The sequence below is a fragment of the Micromonospora sp. NPDC047074 genome (assembly GCF_040643815.1).
Classification (GTDB): Bacteria; Actinomycetota; Actinomycetes; order Mycobacteriales; family Micromonosporaceae; genus Micromonospora.
Genome location: NZ_JBEYVB010000010.1, coordinates 1 through 18,387, shown reverse-complemented (window position 1 = coordinate 18,387; position 18,387 = coordinate 1). Strand labels below are relative to the sequence as shown.

General features: G+C 73.7%; 16 protein-coding genes. All 16 read right to left on the bottom strand.

Annotation, left to right across the window (positions count from 1 at the left end; genetic code table 11):
* Positions 1–93 precede the first annotated feature (93 nt).
* Entirely contained in the window at positions 94–1,593 is a 1,500-nt protein-coding gene (locus ABZ809_RS15445) for a potassium/proton antiporter (RefSeq protein ID WP_357563147.1), read from the bottom strand.
* Positions 1,594–1,615: 22 nt separating this feature from the next.
* Entirely contained in the window at positions 1,616–1,915 is a 300-nt protein-coding gene (locus ABZ809_RS15440; protein WP_357563146.1) for a DUF167 domain-containing protein, read from the bottom strand.
* A 16-nt stretch (positions 1,916–1,931) separates the two neighbouring features.
* The gene (locus ABZ809_RS15435; protein ID WP_357563145.1) at positions 1,932–2,552 is read right to left on the bottom strand and encodes a hypothetical protein; all 621 of its coding nucleotides are present in this window, start codon (positions 2,550–2,552) and stop codon (positions 1,932–1,934) included.
* Between the two features lie 72 nt (positions 2,553–2,624).
* Positions 2,625–3,422, bottom strand: a complete 798-nt coding sequence (locus ABZ809_RS15430; protein WP_357563144.1) for a DivIVA domain-containing protein — start codon at positions 3,420–3,422, stop codon at positions 2,625–2,627.
* Positions 3,423–3,466: 44 nt separating this feature from the next.
* Positions 3,467–3,772, bottom strand: coding sequence for a YggT family protein (locus tag ABZ809_RS15425; protein ID WP_334561361.1), 306 nt, complete (start codon positions 3,770–3,772; stop codon positions 3,467–3,469).
* A 31-nt stretch (positions 3,773–3,803) separates the two neighbouring features.
* Positions 3,804–4,499, bottom strand: coding sequence for a cell division protein SepF (sepF, locus tag ABZ809_RS15420; RefSeq protein WP_357563143.1), 696 nt, complete (start codon positions 4,497–4,499; stop codon positions 3,804–3,806).
* Positions 4,500–4,692: 193 nt separating this feature from the next.
* Positions 4,693–5,439: a YggS family pyridoxal phosphate-dependent enzyme gene (locus tag ABZ809_RS15415; protein WP_357563142.1), complete on the bottom strand. Its 747-nt coding sequence runs from the start codon at positions 5,437–5,439 to the stop codon at positions 4,693–4,695.
* A 9-nt stretch (positions 5,440–5,448) separates the two neighbouring features.
* Entirely contained in the window at positions 5,449–6,564 is a 1,116-nt protein-coding gene (ftsZ, locus tag ABZ809_RS15410) for a cell division protein FtsZ (RefSeq protein WP_334561356.1), read from the bottom strand.
* 246 nt (positions 6,565–6,810) lie between these two features.
* The gene (locus tag ABZ809_RS15405; protein WP_357563141.1) at positions 6,811–7,626 is read right to left on the bottom strand and encodes an FtsQ-type POTRA domain-containing protein; all 816 of its coding nucleotides are present in this window, start codon (positions 7,624–7,626) and stop codon (positions 6,811–6,813) included.
* On the bottom strand, positions 7,623–9,191 hold the full coding sequence (gene murC, locus ABZ809_RS15400; protein WP_357563140.1) for a UDP-N-acetylmuramate--L-alanine ligase: 1,569 nt from the start codon (positions 9,189–9,191) through the stop codon (positions 7,623–7,625). The genes ABZ809_RS15405 and murC overlap by 4 nt, the downstream gene beginning before the upstream one ends.
* 208 nt (positions 9,192–9,399) lie before the next feature.
* Positions 9,400–10,506: an undecaprenyldiphospho-muramoylpentapeptide beta-N-acetylglucosaminyltransferase gene (gene murG, locus ABZ809_RS15395; RefSeq protein WP_357563139.1), complete on the bottom strand. Its 1,107-nt coding sequence runs from the start codon at positions 10,504–10,506 to the stop codon at positions 9,400–9,402.
* On the bottom strand, positions 10,506–11,915 hold the full coding sequence (locus tag ABZ809_RS15390; protein ID WP_357563309.1) for a putative peptidoglycan glycosyltransferase FtsW: 1,410 nt from the start codon (positions 11,913–11,915) through the stop codon (positions 10,506–10,508). Before ABZ809_RS15390 ends, murG begins: the two co-directional genes overlap by 1 nt.
* Before the next feature lie 322 nt (positions 11,916–12,237).
* Positions 12,238–13,365 carry a phospho-N-acetylmuramoyl-pentapeptide-transferase gene (gene mraY, locus ABZ809_RS15385; RefSeq protein ID WP_357563138.1) on the bottom strand — a complete coding sequence of 376 codons (1,128 nt, stop codon included), beginning with the start codon at positions 13,363–13,365 and terminating at the stop codon, positions 12,238–12,240.
* Positions 13,362–14,786 (bottom strand): UDP-N-acetylmuramoyl-tripeptide--D-alanyl-D-alanine ligase, encoded by a 1,425-nt coding sequence (murF, locus tag ABZ809_RS15380; RefSeq protein WP_357563137.1) that lies wholly within the window; start codon positions 14,784–14,786, stop codon positions 13,362–13,364. Before murF ends, mraY begins: the two co-directional genes overlap by 4 nt.
* On the bottom strand, positions 14,783–16,345 hold the full coding sequence (locus ABZ809_RS15375; protein ID WP_357563308.1) for a UDP-N-acetylmuramoyl-L-alanyl-D-glutamate--2,6-diaminopimelate ligase: 1,563 nt from the start codon (positions 16,343–16,345) through the stop codon (positions 14,783–14,785). Before ABZ809_RS15375 ends, murF begins: the two co-directional genes overlap by 4 nt.
* Before the next feature lie 53 nt (positions 16,346–16,398).
* Positions 16,399–18,093, bottom strand: a complete 1,695-nt coding sequence (locus ABZ809_RS15370; RefSeq protein ID WP_357563136.1) for a penicillin-binding protein 2 — start codon at positions 18,091–18,093, stop codon at positions 16,399–16,401.
* Positions 18,094–18,387: the final 294 nt, after the last annotated feature.

Genomic DNA, 18,387 nt, shown 5'->3' with positions numbered 1-18,387 from the left:
ACGGAACGTACAGGCGCACGACAACGTGCCGCACCGTCGCACTGACGTTCGATCCCCAGTACTCATAAACCGGGCAAAAGGAACGCTAGCAGCTCAGCCGTCATGATCCCGGCCGTACTCGCCAAACCAGCGGGCCAGTCGGCCGCGCCGGCTCACCGCCCGCAACCGCCGCTCCGCCTCGTCGCGCACCCCGGCGGTCGCCACGATCAACAGGCTGTCGCCGGTCTTGAGCCGGAAGTCCGAGCCGGGCACCACGCCCACCCCGTCGCGCAGCACCAGCGTCACCGACGCGCCCAGCGGCAGCCGCAACTCGTCGACGTGCACCCCGGCCAACCGCGACCCGGGCGGCACCTCCAACTGGAGCAGATCCGCGCCCATCCGCTCCAGCGGCGCCGTCTCCACCCGGATCTCGGTCGCCTCGGCCGGTGCGGTGACCCCCAGCCAGCGGGCCGCCGGGGCGAGCGTCCCGGCCTGCACCAGCGTGAAGATCACCACCAGGACGAAGACCGAGTCGAAGAGCCGATCGGCACCGGGCACCCGCTCGGACAGCGGAATGGTGGCGAGCACGATCGGCACCGCGCCACGCAGCCCCGCCCAGGACAGGAACGCCTGCTCACGCAGGTCGAACCTGAACGGCAGCGCCGAGGCCGCCACCGACAGCGGCCGGGCGAACAGCACCAGCGCCAGCCCCGCCACCACGGCCGGCAGCACCGCCGAGCCCAGCCGGCTCGGCGAGACCAGCAGTCCGAGCAGCACGAAGAGCCCGATCTGGGCCAGCCACGCCAGGCCGTCGGCGAAGCCGAGGATCGCCTGCCGGTGTGGCAGCCGGGCGTTGCCGAGGACCACCCCCGCCACGTACACGGCGAGGAACCCCGAGGCGTGCAGCACCGCGCCGGCCGCGTAGGCGAACACCGTCAGCCCGACCGCCGCGATCGGGTAGAGCCCCGCCGAGGGCAGGGCGGCGCGACGCAACGCCCACCTCCCGCCGACGCCCGCCACGAGGCCGACCGCCGCGCCGACGCCCAGCTCGTAGCTCACCAGGGCCGTCTCGTACCACCACGGGTGGCTGACCCCCTCCCGGGACAGCAGCACCACCAGCAGCACCACCGGGGCGTCGTTCATCCCCGACTCCGCCTCCAGGGTGGCCACCAGGCGGGGCGGCAACCGCAGCCGGCGCAGCGTGGCGAAGACCGCCGCGGCGTCGGTGGAGGAGAGCACCGCGCCGTAGAGCAGAGCCAGCCGCCAGTCCAACCCCAGCAGCAGGTGCACGGCGAGACCGACGACCAGGATGCTGACCACCACGCCGACGGTCGAGAGCAGGGCGGCCAGCCCCAGCACCGGGCGAAGCGCGCTCCACCGGGCGGTCAGGCCGCCCTCGGCGATGATCACGATGAGCGCGCAGAAGCCGAGGGTCCGGGTCAGTTCGACGTCGTCGAAGCGGATGCCCAGCCCCGCCTCCCCGATCGCCACGCCGAGGGCCAGGTAGACCAGGAGGCTCGGCAGGCCGAGCCGGGTGGAGAGGCGGACCGCGCCGACCGCGACCAGCAGGACCCCCGCGCCGAGCAGGAGCGCGACGTCCAGCCCCGGCGTCACCGCCGCCTGGCCCGGGCGTCCGTCACCCGGCGGTCCCGTCGCGCAGCCGGTGCAGCGCCTCGGTCAGCTCCGGGGCGCGGCCGTCGACCACGAAGAGCTTGTCCCGGCTGGCCGCGCCGGCCCGCAGCGACACCACGGCCGGCCGCACGCCCAGTGCGGCGGCCAACGCCCGCCGGGCCGCCTCGGTGGCCCGGCCGTCCACGGCGGGCGCGTTCACCGCGATCACCAGGGCCGGCCCGTGCGGCCCGTCGAAGCGCCCCCCGACGCGGGCACGCGCGGAGCCGGGCTTCACCCGGACCGCGACGGTCAGCGAGTCCGCCATGGAAGCCGGCCGCCGCTCAGATCCGGCGGAAGCCGGCGAGCAGGGCGGTGTCCGGCGCGCACTGGCCGCACGGGGTGAAACCGAGATCGACGGCCTCGGCGACCGGTAGTGTTTCGTGCTCCCGCCCGGCGAGGTGTGCGCAGTCGGCCAGGTGGTAGCGGGGGCGCCCGTCGACCACCCGCACCTCGGCGTCGAGCCGGGCCACCCGGGCGGCCTCGCCCGGAGTGACGTCCTGCGCGGGTGGCTCGTCGTCGTACGGCAGCGTGAAGTCGGCCCCCGGCGGGTCGTGACGGGGCTCGCCGGCGGTCGCCGACGGTTCGGGCGGTTGCCGCCACCCGGTGCCGTCGGTGTCGACCATGGGCGGACCATGCTGGACGGGAATCTCCGGCTCCCCGGGCGCTCCGGGTGCGGAGGGCGCTCCGGACGGGCCGGCCGCCCGGCGGGGCCGCCACCCCGGCCGGCCCTGATCCGCCGCCACCCGGTCCGCGGCAGCCTGGCGGGCGCCCGCGACCAGCGCGACGGCGGCCAGCAGGCTGGCCGCGATGGAGATGATCAGGAAAATGCTGGAGCCACCGGCCAGGCCGACCACCAGCAGCAGCACCGCGACGAGGATGAGCAGGAGACTGGCGACTATCACGTCTCACCCCCGCCGCTCGTGCTGATGAGGCGAGGTCGGCGACCGTCACGGTGACGGTCGCCGACCGGTGGTTCAGCGGCCGGCTTCGAGAGCGCCGGAGCGGCTGCCGCCGTAGGAACCGGCGAGACCGGCTGCGGCCAGCCCGTTGCCGCCGGCGGCCCGGGTGCCCTCGCCGCCGCGGGTCAACTCGACCTCCTGTCCGCGGTTGTCGAGGTCACGCAGCTGGCTCTCCAGGTAGGCCTTGAGGCGGGTGCGGTACTCCCGCTCGAACTGCTTGAGCTCCTCGATGTGCTTCTGCAGAGCGGTGCGCTTGGCGTCCAGGCCGCCCATGGCCTCCTGGTGCCGCTGGCGGGCGTCGCGCTCCAGCGCGTCGGCCTTGGCGCGGGCCTCGCGGGTGACCTCCTCGGCCTTGGAACGGGCCTCGGAGAGCAGCTGGTCGGCCTCACGACGGGCGTCGGAGACGTGGTCGTCGGCGGTCCGCTGGGCCATCATCAGCACCCGCAGCGCCTGCTGCTCGCCGTCAGCGCCGGCCGCCGGGACACCGGCGGAGCGCACCTGCTCCAGCTCGGCCTGCATCGCCCGGGCGGCCTGCTCGGCCGCCGCCTTGTCGCGCTGCACCCGGTCGAGCTGGGCCTTGACGTCGTTGAGCTCCGCCGCGATACGGGCGTCGCCGCCGGGGCCGGCGGGGGCACCACCACGGCCGCCGCGCTCCACCTGGGCACGCAGCTCGTTGTTCTCCTCGATGAGACGGGCCAGCTCGCGCTCGACCTCGTCCAGGAAAGCGTCGACCTCCTCCTCGTCGTACCCCCGCTTGCCGATCGGCGGCTTTTTGAAGGCGACGTTGTGGACGTCGGCCGGGGTCAGCGGCATCGAAACTCCTCGGGTCAGTTGCGGCCGCGAAAGCGCGTCGGTCATCAGACGGTGCCGATGATCGACCGCCTCAACACGAACTCCATCAGCACGAACAGGATAACCAGGAGCACAAGTGAGGCCAGGTCGATGCTCACGGTACCAATTCGCAACGGAGGGATCACACGCCTCAACGCGTTGAGGGGGGGATCAGTGACGCTCCACACGATTTCCAGCCCCGCCGATGCCCCACGGCCAGGCTGCCAGCGCCGACCGTACTGTAGGACGGCGCTCAGGACGAACCGGGCCAACAGGACGAGCAGGAAGACATAGAGCACCAGGTACAGCACTTGCAGCACGATCGACAACACGGCAGGCGACGTCCCTCGGGTCGGGCGGGGGCTAGCTCAGGCTGAAGAAGCCGCCCTCGGCGATCTTGGCCTTGTCCTCCGCGGTGACCTGGACATTGGCCGGCGAGAGCAGGAACACCCGATTGGTCACGCGCTCGATCGTACCCCGCAGCCCGAACGCGAGACCGGCCGCGAAGTCGACAAGTCGGCGCGCGTCCGCCTCGTCCATCTCGGTGAGGTTGATGATCACCGGCACCCCGTCGCGGAAGTGCTCGCCGATGGTGCGCGCCTCGCGGTAGGTGGTGGGGTGCAGCGTGGTGATCTGGTAGCGCTGCTCCTCCTCGGCCACCACGGCGCGCTCCCGGGGCTGCGCCTGCGGGGCCAGGGCCAGGTTGTCGCGGGTGTGGTAGGTCAGCGCACCCGAGGTCTCGCCGGCCGTCGACCGGGTGATGGAGCGGACGCTGGACCGGTCCACCCGCTCCGGCCGGTCGCTCTCGCCCCGTTCGGCGTCGGCGGCCCGGGAGGCGGCGCGCTCGGACAGCCGGCCGCGGTCACCGAGCCGGGGACGGGGCGCCGGCGGCTCCTCGGCCTCCTCTTCCTCGTCGTCGGCGAACTCCTCCGAGTACCGGCTCTGCCGGTAGCGCGAATCGCGGTAGCCACCCTTGTCGTAGCCACCGTCGTCGTAGGCCCGCTCGTCGTCCTCTTCGACCAGACCGAGCCAGACCCCCGCCTTGCGCAGTGCACCCATCCCGCGCCCTTCCCGTCCGCCGTGCGGCACGCGCCCCCGTACCAGTGTCGCCTGTCGCGATTGGACCAACTCCTGCCCACCGCGGCGGAACGGTAATCCCCCGGCACGCGATTCGCGTCGCGCGCCGCGACCCCCGACAACGGGACTCCGCTCCTGCAAACAACACAGATGTAATTTGCTTCTCGCGGTCAGGCTACCGCAGCGTGGGACGCATTCCGAGCAACGCGCTACCGACGCGGACATGTGTCGCGCCGTACCGGATCGCGATTTCCAGGTCGCCGCTCATCCCGGCGGAGAGCGCGACGGCTCCCGGGTGGACCGCCCGGAACGCGGCGGCCACCTCGGCCAGCCGGGCGAACGCCCGCTCCGGCTCCCAGCCCAGCGGCGCCACCGCCATCAGGCCGGTCAGCCGCAGGGCTTCCGCACCGGCCACCGCCTCGGCCACCGGGTCGAGGCCGGCATCCGGGTCGGCAGAATCCGGCAACGCCCCGCCCCGGACCGCGTCGGCGTCGATGCTGACCTGGAGCAGCACGTCCAGCGGCCGGTCCCGGCCGGCCGCCGACGCCGCGTCCAGCGCCCGCGCCAGCCGGACACTGTCGACCGAGTGCACGACGTCGGCGTAGCGGACCACCGACCGGGCCTTGTTGCGCTGCAACTGCCCGATGAAGTGCCACCGGGGCGTCACCCCGGCCGCGGCCACCTCGGCCGCCTTGGCGGAGGCCTCCTGGTCGCGGTTCTCCCCCACGTCGGCGACGCCGAGCCCGGCCAGGGCCACCACGTCCCCCGCCGGGTAGGTCTTGGTCACCGCGATCATGGTGACCTCGGACTCGTCCCGTCCCGCGGCGGCACAGGCCTCCGAGACCCGGGATCGTACGCGGGCCAGGCCGGCTGCGAGTTCGGCGCGCCGGTCCGGGCGTACCGTGGCTGGGCTGTCGGTCATCAGCGGGGCTCAGGAACCGTTCTTGAGGAAGTCGGGCACGTCGACGTCGTCGAAGAGCACCCGGCGGGGCGACTGCTGCTGGGGCGGCAGGGTGCTCGGCGGCGTGACCGGCGGCGCGGGCTGCGTCGGCTGGTTCTGGTTGGGCTTGCGGCCCGAGTCGGACGCCTTGTACGCCGGCGCGCCCCCGTCGAAGCCGGCCGCGATGACGGTGACCCGCACCTCGTCGCCGAGGGCGTCGTCGATGACCGCACCGAAGATGATGTTGGCGTCCGGGTGGGCGGCGTCGGTGACGAGCTGGGCCGCGTCGTTGATCTCGAACAGGCCCAGGTCCGATCCGCCGGCGATGGACAGCAGCACACCACGCGCCCCGTCCATGCTCTGCTCCAGCAGCGGGCTGGAGATGGCCGCCTCGGCCGCCTCGACGGCGCGGTTCTCGCCGCGCGCGCTGCCGATGCCCATGAGCGCGCTGCCCGCCCCGCTCATCACGCTCTTGACGTCGGCGAAGTCCAGGTTGATCAGACCCGGGGTGGTGATCAGGTCGGTGATGCCCTGGACACCGGAGAGGAGCACCTGGTCGGCGGTGCGGAACGCGTCCATCATGCTGATGTTGCGGTCGCCGAGCGCCAGCAGCCGGTCGTTGGGGATGACGATCAGCGTGTCGCACTGGTTACGCAGCTCGTCTATTCCGGACTCGGCCTGCACCTGGCGGCGCTTGCCCTCGAAGGAGAACGGCCGGGTGACCACGCCGATGGTCAGCGCGCCGAGCTTACGGGCGATGTTCGCCACCACGGGCGCCCCGCCGGTGCCGGTGCCGCCGCCCTCGCCGCAGGTCACGAAGACCATGTCGGCGCCCTTGAGCACCTCCTCGATCTCGTCGCGGTGGTCCTCGGCGGCGTTCTTGCCGACGTCGGGGTTGGCGCCGGCGCCGAGGCCGCGGGTCAGCTCGCGACCGACGTCGAGCTTCACGTCGGCGTCGCTCATCAGCAGCGCCTGCGCGTCGGTGTTGATCGCGATGAACTCGACGCCCTTGAGCCCAACCTCGATCATCCGGTTGACGGCGTTGACGCCGCCGCCCCCGATGCCGACGACCTTGATGACCGCCAGGTAGTTGTGCGGAGGTGTCATCTCCGGTCCTTTCCTTCGAGATTGGCATGGGCCGACCGGCTACGGCTTGGCCAGACCAGCGGCCGACGACAGCTGTCACCAGCGAGGATCAGGGGTAAACCCTCACCCTCTACTAGAGGCTTACAGTTATGTCAACCACTGATCCCTTCGAGGCAACGTAAGCGCCGCCACGCGATGAGCCAAGGACCCGATCGGCGTGTCGCCGCCCGGAGCGGGACGGGTCACGTCGCGGGCCGAACGACCCGGTCACCGCAGGGTCACCACGTCCGGCGCGCTGACGTCGATGGTCTCCGCCTTCCGGTCGAGCAGCGCACTGGCCACCCGGGCCTTGTCCGCGCCCCGGGTCGCGTCGCCCCAGACCACCACCCGGTCGTCGCGCAGCCGCAGCGTGATCCGGGCCAGCCCTTCGACGGTCACGTCCACAAGTTCGGCGCGCAGCCGCGGGGTGAGCGCGGTGAGCACCTCCAGGGCGGCCCGGGTCGCTCCGTCGCCCGGGCCCGGCTCGGCGAGCCGGACCAGCGGCAGCCCGTCCGGTGGGCGCGGCACCGTCCGGAAGACGACACCCGCGCGGTCGATCACCACGAACTGCTCCCCGCGCGGCACCACCGCCACGCCGGTGCGCTCGGTCACCCGGACCACCAGCGCGTCCGGCCAGTCCCGGGTCACGACCGCCCGCTCCACCGCCGGCAGCCCGCCGACCCGCCGCCCGGTGGCGGCCAGGTCGACCCGGGCCAGCGGGGCGTCGTCGGGCACCGCCGCCGCGTCGCGGACCTGCACCGCCGTCACCAGTTCGGCACCCTCGACGCGGACCTCGCGCACGCCCAGCAGGCCGGTGCCGAGCAGCGTCCAGGCGACCAGCCCGGCCACGGCGAGCACGCCCGCGGCGATCGCCCACGGCAGTGCCGCACGCATCCGGCGCTGCCGGGCCCGCGCCATGAACCGGCGGGTCGAGGCGGGGACGGCGTCGCTGCCGGCCCGGACCAGTTGCCACCGGCGCACCGACCCGCGCCGACCGCCGCCGTCCGCGCCGGTGGTGCGCCCCCGCGCCGGGCCGGGACTCATCCGGCCGCGGGCGCCGCGCCGTCCGGGGCCGCGCCGCCGGCACCACCGACGCCGGCACCACCGACGCCGGGGACGGTGCCGCCGATGGTCGTCGACCCGCCCGCGTCGCCGCCGGGAGTCGTGCCGGCCGGCGTCGCCGGATCGGCGGTACGCGCCGACAACGCGTCGAGCAACTGGTCACCCATCAGCGAGATCGGTGGGGCGCCCATGGTCACCACGACGTCACCGGGGCGGGCCCGCCGGGCCACCTCGGCCGGCGCGGCCTCCCACGAGTCGACGAAGACCTTCCGCTCCGCCGGCAGCGACACCGCCTCGATCAGGGCCGCCGAGCCCTCGCCCGGCTGGCGCAGCTCACCCGGGCCGAAGACCTCCAGCAGCACCACCTCGTCGGCGATGGCCAGCGACTCGGCGATCTCCGCCTGGAGGTCGCGGGTGCGGTAGAGCCGGTAGGGCTGGAAGACCACGATCAGCCGGCCGTCCCCGGCCACCTCGCGGAGCGTCTGCAACGCCAGGGTCATCGAGGTCGGGTGGTAGGCGTACTCGTCGTAGACCAGCACGTCGTCGGCGACGCCCTTGCGCTCGAAGCGCCGCCGCACGCCCGGGAAGGCCGCGAGCGCGCCCTCGGCCGCGTCGAGCGGCAGGCCCAGCAGGTACGCGGTCAGCACGGCCGAGGCGCTGTTCAGCCCCATGTGCCGCCCGGGCACCGGCAGCCGGAACTCGCCGAGCGACCGGCCGTCGATGCCCGCCAGGTAGCGGACGCCCCGGGCCGACGAGGCGATGTCGGTCAGCCGCAGGTCGGCGTCGGCCGCCTCGCCGTAGGTGTGCACCCGGCGGCCCTCCGCGCGCAGGGTCTCGGCCAGCCGCCGCCCGCCCGGGTCGTCGGCGCAGGTGATGATGAAGCCGTCCGGGTCGGTGAGCCGGGCGAACTCGGCGAAGGCCGCCTCCAGCGTGGCGAGGTCGCCGTAGGTGTTGAGGTGGTCGGCCTCGACGTTGGTGATGATCGACACGTACGGGCGGTAGATCAGGAACGAGCGGTCGCTCTCGTCCGCCTCGACCACGAAGTACTCGCCCGTGCCGTGGTGGGCGCCCGAGCCGACCTCGGAGATCTCCCCACCGATCACGAAGGACGGGTCCTGCCCGGCCTGCTGGAGCACCATGGTGACCATCGAGGTCGTGGTGGTCTTGCCGTGGGTGCCGGCGACCGCCACCGTCCGGCGGCCCGTCATAGCGGCGGCCAGGGCCTCCGAACGGTGCAGCACGCGCAGGCCGCGCCGGCGTGCCTCCACCATCTCCAGGTGGTCCTGCGGGATCGCCGAGGAGTAGACGACGGTGTCGACGCCGTCGAGGTTGGACGCCTCGTGGCTCATGTGGATCGTGCCGCCGAGGGCCCGCATGCCGGCCAGGGAGGGCCATTCCCGCAGCTCGCTGCCGGAGACCCGGATGCCCCGGGTGAGGAAGAGCCGGGCCAGCCCGCTCATGCCGACCCCGCCGACGCCGATCAGGTGGATCGTGCCCAGGTCCTCGGCGGTGAGCGTGCCCGCCGGGGTGAACTGTGCGGTATTCATGCCGAGTACCTTCCCGTCGCGGCGCCTCCGGTCACGGGAGCACCGTCGTTCGCGACTGCGGGGCTCCGCTGCGCTGCACTCCTCGCGCTCACCGAGCCAGTCTTTCCGTTCGCGACTGCGGGGCTCCGCTGCGCTGCACTCCTCGCGCTCACCGAGCCAGTCTTTCCGTTCGCGACTGCGGGGCTCCGCTGCGCTGCACTCCTCGCGCTCACCGGGCCACCGCCTCGTAGACGAAGTTGAGCAGCGCCTCGTCGCCGTCGCGGCGGCCGTACCCGGCCGCGGCGGCGCCCATCGCGTACAACCGGTGCGGGTCGCGGATCAACGGGATGACCGTGCGCTCGACCCAGTCCGGGGTCAGCTCGGCGTCGTCGACGAGCAGCCCGCCACCGGCCTCCACCACGGGCAGCGCGTTGCGCTTCTGCTCCTGGTTGCTGTGCGGATATGGCACGTAGATGGTGGGCAGCCCGATCGCGGCCACCTCCGCGCAGGTCATCGCCCCGCCCCGGCCGAGCATCAGGTCCGCCGCGGCGTAGCCGGCCTCCATCTCGGACAGGTACGGCAGCGTCACGTACGGGACCGGCAGGTCGGTGGGGACCGGCACGGGCTCGTTGCGGGCGCCGATCACGTGCAGCACCTGCACCCCGTTGCGGGCGAGTTCCTTGGCCGCCCCCGCGACGGCGAGGTTGATCGAGCGGGCGCCCTGCGAGCCACCGGCGACGAAGAGCACCGGCAGGTCGGGACGGAGTCCGAAGTGGGCCCGCGCCGCGTTGCGCATGGCGACCCGGTCCAGGCCGGCGATGCCCCGCCGCAGCGGCACCCCGACCACCCGGGCGTCACGCAGGACCTCGGCCTGGGCGGGCTGGTGCGGGAAGCCGACCGCCACGTGCCTGGTGAACTTCATCCCGAGCCGGTTGGCCACCCCCGGCGGCACGTTCACCTCGTGGATCACGATCGGCAGCTCACGCCGCCAGGCCGCGAGGTAGGCCGGCACGGAGACGTACCCGCCGAAGCCGACCACCACGTCGGCGCGCACCTCGTCGATCACCTTGCCCGCGGCGCGGGCCGCGGTCCACATCCGGCCCGGGGTCTTGACCAGGTTCATGTTCACCGACCGGGGCAACTGGTAGGCCGGGATCTGGCGCAGGTCGTAGCCCTGCGGCGGGATCAGCTCGTTCTCCAGGCCCTTCGGTGTGCCCAGGCAGGTGATCCGGACGCCGGGGTCGTGTCGGCGCAGGCAGTCGGCGAAGGCGAGCAGCGGGTAGATGTGCCCCCCGGTGCCACCTCCCGCGAGCACCACCGAACGCAGCGGACCCATCAACGTCTCCTCTCGTCCGCCGACCCGCGGCGGGTCCGGGCCAGCCGGACACCGCGTGGTGCGGCCTGGTCGTCGGGCCGCCGCTCCCGCGACCGGGGCACGGACCCTCGGGCAGCCGGAGGCGCCGCCGGACGGCGGCGCCGCCCGGGAAGCGGCGGCAACGGGGCCCAGAGTAGTCGGACCCATCGGGCCGGCGGACGGGCATGCAGCGCTCTGGCGGCATCGGGCTCGGCACGGGCGAAGGAGGCGAGCATCCCGATCGCGGCGAGGGTGACGACCAGGGCGCTCCCGCCGTCGGAGATGAACGGCAGCGGCACGCCGGTCAGCGGCAGCAGGCCGACCACCCCGCCGATGTTGATCACCGCCTGCGCGACCAGCCAGGTCGTCGCCGCCGCGGCGGCGAGCCGGCGGAACGGGTCCTCGACCCGGCGGGCGATCCGCAGGCCGGTGTACGCCAGCACGGCGAAGAGCGCCACCACCACGATGCACCCGACGACGCCCAGCTCCTCGGCGACCACGGCGAAGATGAAGTCGTTCTCCGCCGCCGGCAGCCACTCCCACTTGGCGATGCTCTTGCCCAGGCCGACGCCGAACCACCCGCCGTTCTCGATCGCGTAGCGGGCCTGGGCGATCTGGTAGCAGTCCGCCAGCTTGCACTCGTCCGGCGGCGGCGGGTCGATGAAGGCGGTCAGCCGGGCCAGCCGGTAGTTCTCCTCGCCGATCTCGCCGGAGCCGGCGCCCAGCGAGGCCACCGCGACCAGCAGACCGATGCCGAGCAGGCCCACCGCGGAGAGCGCGGCGAAGACCCGCATCCGCACCCCCGCCGCCCAGAGCAGACCCACCACCAGCGCGAGCAGGCAGAGCATCGTGCCCAGGTCGTTGTAGCCGACGAGGACGAAGAGCAGCCCGACCACCGGGAAGAGCGGCGTGGCCAGTTCCCGCCACCAGCCCAGCGCGGCGCCCTTGCGGGCGATCACGTGGGCGCCCCAGAGCACCAACGCGAACTTCGCGAACTCGGAGGGCTGCAACTGGATGCCGCCGACGAAGAGCCAGAGCTGCGAGGCCTCGACCGGGCCGATCCGGGCCGGGCTGTCGGTCAGCCGGGCGAACGCGAGCAGCAGGTTGAGCACCAGCAGCAGGCCGACGGCGGTGAACAGCAGCGGCCGGCCCAGCGACCGGTAGGTCGTGGCCGGCAGCCGCTGGCACGCCCAGAACGCGACGATGCCGATCACCGCGAAGATCGCCTGCTTGACCACGGACGTCGAGGCGTTGCCGTTCGCGGCGTAGTCCCGGACGCTCGTCGCCGAGAAGACCATGGTCAGGCCGATCAGCAGCAGCAGGCCGGCGCTGGACAGCAGCAGATAGTAGGAGGCCAGCGGCCGTTCCAGCAGCCCGCGCAGCGCGGCCAGCCCGCCCGCGGCGTCCAGCCCGCGCGGTGCCCGGGAACCGGGTTCGTCCGGCCCCCGCGTCGCGGCGGGCGCGTCCCGGGAACGCGTGTTCCCCGCCGCGCGCCGGGGCGCGCCCTCCGTCGTGACCTCGTTGTCTCGTCCCTCCCCCACCCCGACATCATGGCGGTTTCCCGGGCCCGCCACCGCCGCAACCGGCCGGTCGGCGTGTCGGGCTTGCGTCGCGCCTGCCCCCGTCGGGGGTGAACCCGGACCCGACCCCCCACACACGTCACGGGGCCCGGGCGGCACGCGCCCGGGCCCCGTGGCGGGACGGCCGGTCGGCTCAGTTCATGTTGGCGAGGAACTCGCTGTAGAACAGGCCCAGCGCGATGGCCACGCCGATGCCGGCGATGATCCAGAACCGGACCACGATATTGACCTCGCTCCAGCCGGCGAGCTCGAAGTGGTGCTGCAACGGCGACATCCGGAAGACCCGCTTGCCGGTGGTCCGGAACGAGATGACCTGGATCACCACGGACATCGTGATGATCACGAAGAGGCCACCGATGATCGGCAGCAGCATGATCGTCCGGGTGGACATCGCCATGCCCGCGATCAGGCCGCCGAGGCCCAGCGCGCCGGTGTCGCCCATGAAGATCCGCGCCGGCGAGGTGTTCCACCACAGGAAGCCGACGCAGGCCCCGGCCGCCGCGCCGGCGATCAGCGCGATCTCCAGCGGATCCCGGACGGCGTAGCAGTAGTCCTGGGTGTAGTCCGGGTCCGCGCACCAGTGCCGGTACTGCCAGAACGCGATCAGCGCGTACGCGGCGAGGACCATCACCGAGGCGCCGGTGGCCAGGCCGTCGAGGCCGTCGGTGAGGTTGACGCCGTTGGTCGCGGCCATCACCACGAAGATGAAGATGATCACCGCGCCGATCTTGGTGACGTCCAGCGCCGGGATGTCCCGGATGAAGCTCAGCGTCGTGCTGCCCACCGTCTCGGTGTTGGTCACCGCGCCCGACGCGTCGGTCATGGTGCTCGGGAAGTAGAGCGCCACCACGCCGAAGACCGCGCCGACCAGGATCTGGCCGAGCAGCTTGCCGCGCTTGTTGAGCCCGCCGCTGTGCCGCTTGCGCACCTTGAGGAAGTCGTCGATGAACCCGACGGCCCCGGAGAAGACCATCAGCCCCAGCAGCACCAGCGCGGTGATCGTCGGCTCGACCTGGGCGATCTGCGCGTCCGGCAGGGTGGTCAGGGCCAGGTGGCCGGCGACGTACGCGATGACCGTGGCGAGGATGAACACCACGCCGCCCATCGTCGGCGTGCCCTTCTTGCCCTCGTTGCTGGCGAGCCCGAGGTTTGACCGGATCGGCTGGCCGGCCTTCAGCCGGGCGAACACCTTGATCGCGATCGGGGTGGCGAGCAGCGAGACCAGGAAGGCCACCCCGATGGCGACGATGACCGCCCTCATGCGGCGCCGCCCTCCGTCTCCGTCCCGCTGGCCTGGCTGCCGGCGGCGTCCGCGCGCAACGCGTCCGCCACCTCCCAGGTGCGGTACCGGGAGCCCTTCACCAGGACGACATCGCCCGGCCGTAACTCGCCCCGCAGCATCTCGACGGCCGCCGCCTGATCGGTGAGCAGCACCGACTCTCCTCCCCAGTCACCTACCGATGTCGCGCCTTCGTGGATCGGCGCGGCCGGCTCGCCCACCACGAGCAGCCGGTCGACGCCCAGTTCGGCCGTGAGCCGGCCGACCTCGGCGTGCCCGTCGCGTTCGAACGGGCCCAACTCGGCCATGTAGCCGAGCACTGCGACGGTGCGCCGCTCCCGCCCGATGCCGGCCAGCGCGCGCAGCGCGACCGCCATGGAGGCGGGGTTGGCGTTGTACGAGTCGTCGATCACGGTCACCCCGTCGGCGCGCTCGAAGACGTCCATCCGACGGGTGGAGACCAGCCCCAGCGCGCCCAGCGCGATGGCCAGTTCGGCCAGCGGCATGCCCAGTTCGCGGGCCACCGCGGCGGCGGCGAGCGAGTTGGACACCTGGTGCCGGCCGGTCAGCCCCAGCCGCACCGGCGCGGTCCCCTCCGGGGTGACCAGGGTGTACGCGGGCCGCCCCCGGTCGTCCAGCGTGACGTCCTCGGCGCGCACGTCGGCGTGCGCCGCCTCGCCGTAGCGGACCACCCGGGCGACCGTGCGCGTGGCCATCGCGTCGACCAGCGGGTCGTCGGCGTTGAGCACGGCCAGGCCGTCGGCGGGCAGCGCCTCGACCAGTTCGCCCTTGGCCAGCGCGATGGTCTCCACCGAGCCGAACTCGCCGATGTGCGCCACCCCGACGTTCAGCACCACGGAGATCCGCGGCGGCACCACGTCGCAGAGGTAGCGCACGTGTCCCACCCCCCGGGCGCCCTTCTCCATCACCAGGTAGCGCGTCTCGGGCCCGGCCTGCAACGCCGTGTACGGGTGCCCCAGCTCGTTGTTGAACGACCCGGGCGGGGCGACCGTCGGGCCGAGCCGCGCGGTGAGCTGGGCGATCAGGTCCTTCGTGGTGGTCTTGCCCGACGAACCGGTCAACCCGACGACGGTGAGCCCGGGCAGCCGGTCGACCACCGCTCGGGCCAGCCGGCCCATCGCGGCCAGCGCGTCGTCGACCAGCACCATCGGCACGCCGGGCACCTCCCGGGTGCCGAGCACGGCCACCGCGCCGGCCGCCACCGCTCCGGCGGCGTAGTCGTGCCCGTCCACCTTCTCGCCGGGGAAGGCGACGAAGAGCGCGCCCGGGGACACCTTGCGGGAGTCGAACTCGACCGGGCCGGTGACCCGGGCACCCGGGTCGACGCCGGCCAGCCGCCCGTCGACCGCCGCGGCGACCTCGGCCAGGCTGAGCGCGATCACCGCTGGCCCGCCGGGTCGGCGAAGCGGGCGCGCAGGGCGTCGGCCAGCTCGGCGCGGTCGTCGAACGGGTGCACCTCGCCGCCGATCTCCTGCCCGCGCTCGTGGCCCTTGCCGAGCACCGCCACCACGTCGCCCGGCTCGGCGAGCCGGACCGCGGCGTCGATCGCGCTCCGGCGACCGGCCACCTCCTCGATCCGGGCCGTCGTGCCGGCCCCGCGGGCACCGGCGAGCACCTCGGCCCGGATCGCCGCCGGGTCCTCGGTACGCGGATTGTCGTCGGTCACCAGCACCACGTCGGCTCCCTCCGCCGCGGCGGCGCCCATCACCGGCCGCTTTCCCCGGTCCCGGTCGCCGCCGGCACCGATCACGCAGATCAGCCGGCCGGCGCTGAGCTCCCGCAACGCGGCCAGCGCGGCCACGATCGCGTCCGCCTTGTGCGCGTAGTCGACCACGCCCCGGACCGGGCCGGGCGCGGTCACGAGTTCGAGCCGCCCGGGGACGCCGCCGCAGGCGGCCACCCCGGCGGCGGCGGTCTTCGGGTCCACGCCGGCGGCGACCAGCACGGCGATCGCCAGCAGGGCGTTGGCCACGTTGTGCCGCCCCGGCAGCGCCACGCCGGCCGGCAGGACCAGCCCGTCGGGGCCGTGCGCGGTGAACCGCTGCGCGTATCCCTCGCCACCGACCTCGTCGGCCCACCAGGTCGCGGTCGGGTCGCCGGCCGCCGAGTAGGACACCGTCGCCGGGCCGTACAGCGGCTTCAGCGCCGGGTCGTCGTGGTTGAGCACCTCCACCGCGCAGCGCCCGTCGAACAGCTGCGCCTTGGCGGCGAAGTAGTCCGCCGCGTCGGCGTGGAAATCCAGGTGGTCGGAGCCGAAGTTGGTGTAGCCGCCGACGGTGAACCGGACGCCGCCGACCCGGCCCATCGCCAGGGCGTGGCTGGAGACCTCCATGACCACGGCGGTGACGCCGCGTTCCCGGGCGGCGGCCAGCATCGCGTGCAGGTCGGTGGCCTCGGGCGTGGTGCGCACGCTGTCGACCACCAGGTCGCCGAGGCGGGTCTCGACGGTGCCGATCAGGCCGGTGGTGTGGCCGGCGGCCCGCAGCCCGGACTCGACCAGGTAGGCCGTCGAGGTCTTGCCGGCCGTGCCGGTCACCCCGATCACCGTGAGCCCGTCGGTCGGGTCGCCGTAGACGGCCGCGGCGAGGGTGCCCAGCACCGCGCGCGGGTCGGCCACCACCAGGGCGGGCAGGCCCGCCTCGGCCGCCGCCGGGGCGCCCGCCGGATCGGTCAGCACGGCCACCGCGCCGGCCGCCGCCGCGCCGGCGGCGAACTCCGCCCCGTGCCGGCGGGCGCCCGGCAGCGCCGCGTACAGGTCGCCGGGGCGGACCTCCTGGCTGGCGTGGGTCACCCCGGTCACCACCAGTTCGGCGGCGCCCTCCGGGGGGTCGACGGCGAGCCGGGCGGCGAGGTCGCCGAGCCGGACACCGATAACGGTACGGGGACGAGGATTGCCGGGCACGGCGTCAGACCCTACCCGGTCGTCCGGTTCCGACCGCACAGCCGCCCCGGTGGTTTCGTCCGCACTCACCGATGATGTCCCGGGATGGCCGCTCAGCGCGGATAGACGGTGAACTTCGGGGCCTTCTCCCCGCTCGGCGGCACGCCGTTCTGACGCAGCGTGAACTGCATCATCTCCCGGAACGCGGGAGCGGCGATGTCCCCGCCCCCGCCGGAGGGCGTGTGCGCGAAGACCGCGATCACGTACCGGGGCTTCTCGGCCGGGGCCATCCCGATGAAGGAGGCCACCTCGCCGGGCTGCTTGCGCCCGTCGACCAGCCGCCAGCCGGTGCCGGTCTTGCCGGCGACCCGCCACTCCGGGATCGCCGCCGGCGTGCCGGTGGCGTCCTTGACCGTGGTGACCGCCTCCAGGATGTGCCGCAGGGCGGCGGCGTTCTCCGGGCTGAGCACCGACCGGGTGACCGGGGGCTCGGTCGGCGTACGCTTCCCGTCCGGCCCGATCACCGCCTTGACCAGGCGCGGCTGGACGTACGTGCCGTTGTTGGCGATCGTCGCGTACGCGGCGGCCATCTGCAGCGGCGTGGCGTCCACGCTGTGCCCGATCGGCACCGACCCGTGCGACGATCCGCTCCACTCGTCGGCCGGCAGCAGTCGCCCGCTGGCCTCGCCGGGCATGCCGACCCGCGTCGGTTCCCCGAGGCCGAACCGCTTCTGGTAGTCGATCAGGCGCTCCGGGCCGAGCTTCTCGGCGATCTGGATCGTGCCGACGTTGGACGAGTACGCCATCATGCCGGGCAGGCTCATCCGCCTTCCGCCGGCCCTGTGCGTGTCGGAGAACCAGACGTCGCCCTGCTTGATCGCGTTCGCGACCGGCATGGTGGTGTCCGGGGTGATCACCCGCTCCTGGAGCGCGGCGCCGAAGGTGATCGCCTTGTGCACCGAGCCGGGGTCGACCACGAAGCTGGTGGCCGCGTCCTCCCGGTCGGTCGGCTCGCTCGACACGGGCTTCGCCGCGTTGTAGGTGGGGTGACTGGCCTGGGCCAGCACCTCGCCGGTGCCCACCTCGATCACCACCGCGGCGCCGGTGCTGCCCTTGCTCTGCGCCATGTGCCGGCTGAGCATCCGCTGCACCATGAACTGCAGGTCGCGGTTGATGGTGAGTTCGAGGGAGCTGCCCGGCTTGGCCTTCGTCGTCTCGCTGTAGCCGCCGGGGATCGGGGCGTTCAGGTCGCCGAGGCCGACCTCGTAGACCCGCTTGCCGTCCTTGCCGCGCAGCAGGTCGTCGTAGCGGGCCTCCAGTCCCTCCAGCCCGACCATGTCCTGGCTGGTGAAGCCGAGCAGGTTGGCGGCGAGGTCGCCGCCGGGCACCTCGCGCCGCTCGTCGCGGTGGGTGTAGATGCCGGGCCGCTCCAGCGCCGTGATCTGCCGGGCGCGGTCGATGTCGACCCCTCGGGCGAGGTACTCGAACTCCGAGTCCTTGCCGTTGTCCCGCTTGCGGGGCTTCATCTTCTCGGCCAACTCGGAGGCGGGAATGCCGAGCAGCGGGGAGAGCGCCCTGGCGGTGCCCAGCAGGTCCTCGACCTGGGTGGGGTCGGCGTACACGTAGCGGGCCTCGACGCTGTGCGCCAGCGGAGCGCCGGACCGGTCGTAGATGGCGCCGCGCGGCGCCGGCAGGGTGACGGTACGCAGCCGGTCGGAGACGCCACCGCCGGCGTACGCCGGGGTCTCCACGGCCTGGAGGGCGACCAGCCGGATGCCGATGACGGCGAACAGCGTCAGCGTCAGCACGGTGCCCAGCCGCAGCCGGCGCCGGGAATCGGCCAGCCGGGGCGGCTTCGGCGGCTTGCGGGACGGCCGCCCGGCCGCCGGGCGCTCCGGCCGACGCGTGGTGCGGGGGCCGGGGCGGCGGCGCGGCGCCGGCGGCTCGTCGTCGTGGCGCGGGGTACGCGGCGTGACGGTGCGGACGACGCCGGGGCGGCCCGCCGCCTCGCGACGGCATCGGCATCAAGATCGGCCCCGGCGACACCCAGGCGGGTTACCGGGTCGCCGAGCCGATCGAGGCCGCCCGCGCCCTCGGCCTGC

Coding starts and splice junctions, on each gene's coding strand:
- ABZ809_RS15440 (WP_357563146.1), bottom strand. CDS start 1,915: ATGGCGGACTCGCTGACCGTCGCGGTCCGGGTGAAGCCCGGCTCCGCG.
- ABZ809_RS15430 (WP_357563144.1), bottom strand. CDS start 3,422: ATGCCGCTGACCCCGGCCGACGTCCACAACGTCGCCTTCAAAAAGCCG.
- sepF (WP_357563143.1), bottom strand. CDS start 4,499: ATGGGTGCACTGCGCAAGGCGGGGGTCTGGCTCGGTCTGGTCGAAGAG.
- ABZ809_RS15415 (WP_357563142.1), bottom strand. CDS start 5,439: ATGACCGACAGCCCAGCCACGGTACGCCCGGACCGGCGCGCCGAACTC.
- ftsZ (WP_334561356.1), bottom strand. CDS start 6,564: ATGACACCTCCGCACAACTACCTGGCGGTCATCAAGGTCGTCGGCATC.
- ABZ809_RS15405 (WP_357563141.1), bottom strand. CDS start 7,626: ATGAGTCCCGGCCCGGCGCGGGGGCGCACCACCGGCGCGGACGGCGGC.
- murC (WP_357563140.1), bottom strand. CDS start 9,191: ATGAATACCGCACAGTTCACCCCGGCGGGCACGCTCACCGCCGAGGAC.
- murG (WP_357563139.1), bottom strand. CDS start 10,506: ATGGGTCCGCTGCGTTCGGTGGTGCTCGCGGGAGGTGGCACCGGGGGG.
- mraY (WP_357563138.1), bottom strand. CDS start 13,365: ATGAGGGCGGTCATCGTCGCCATCGGGGTGGCCTTCCTGGTCTCGCTG.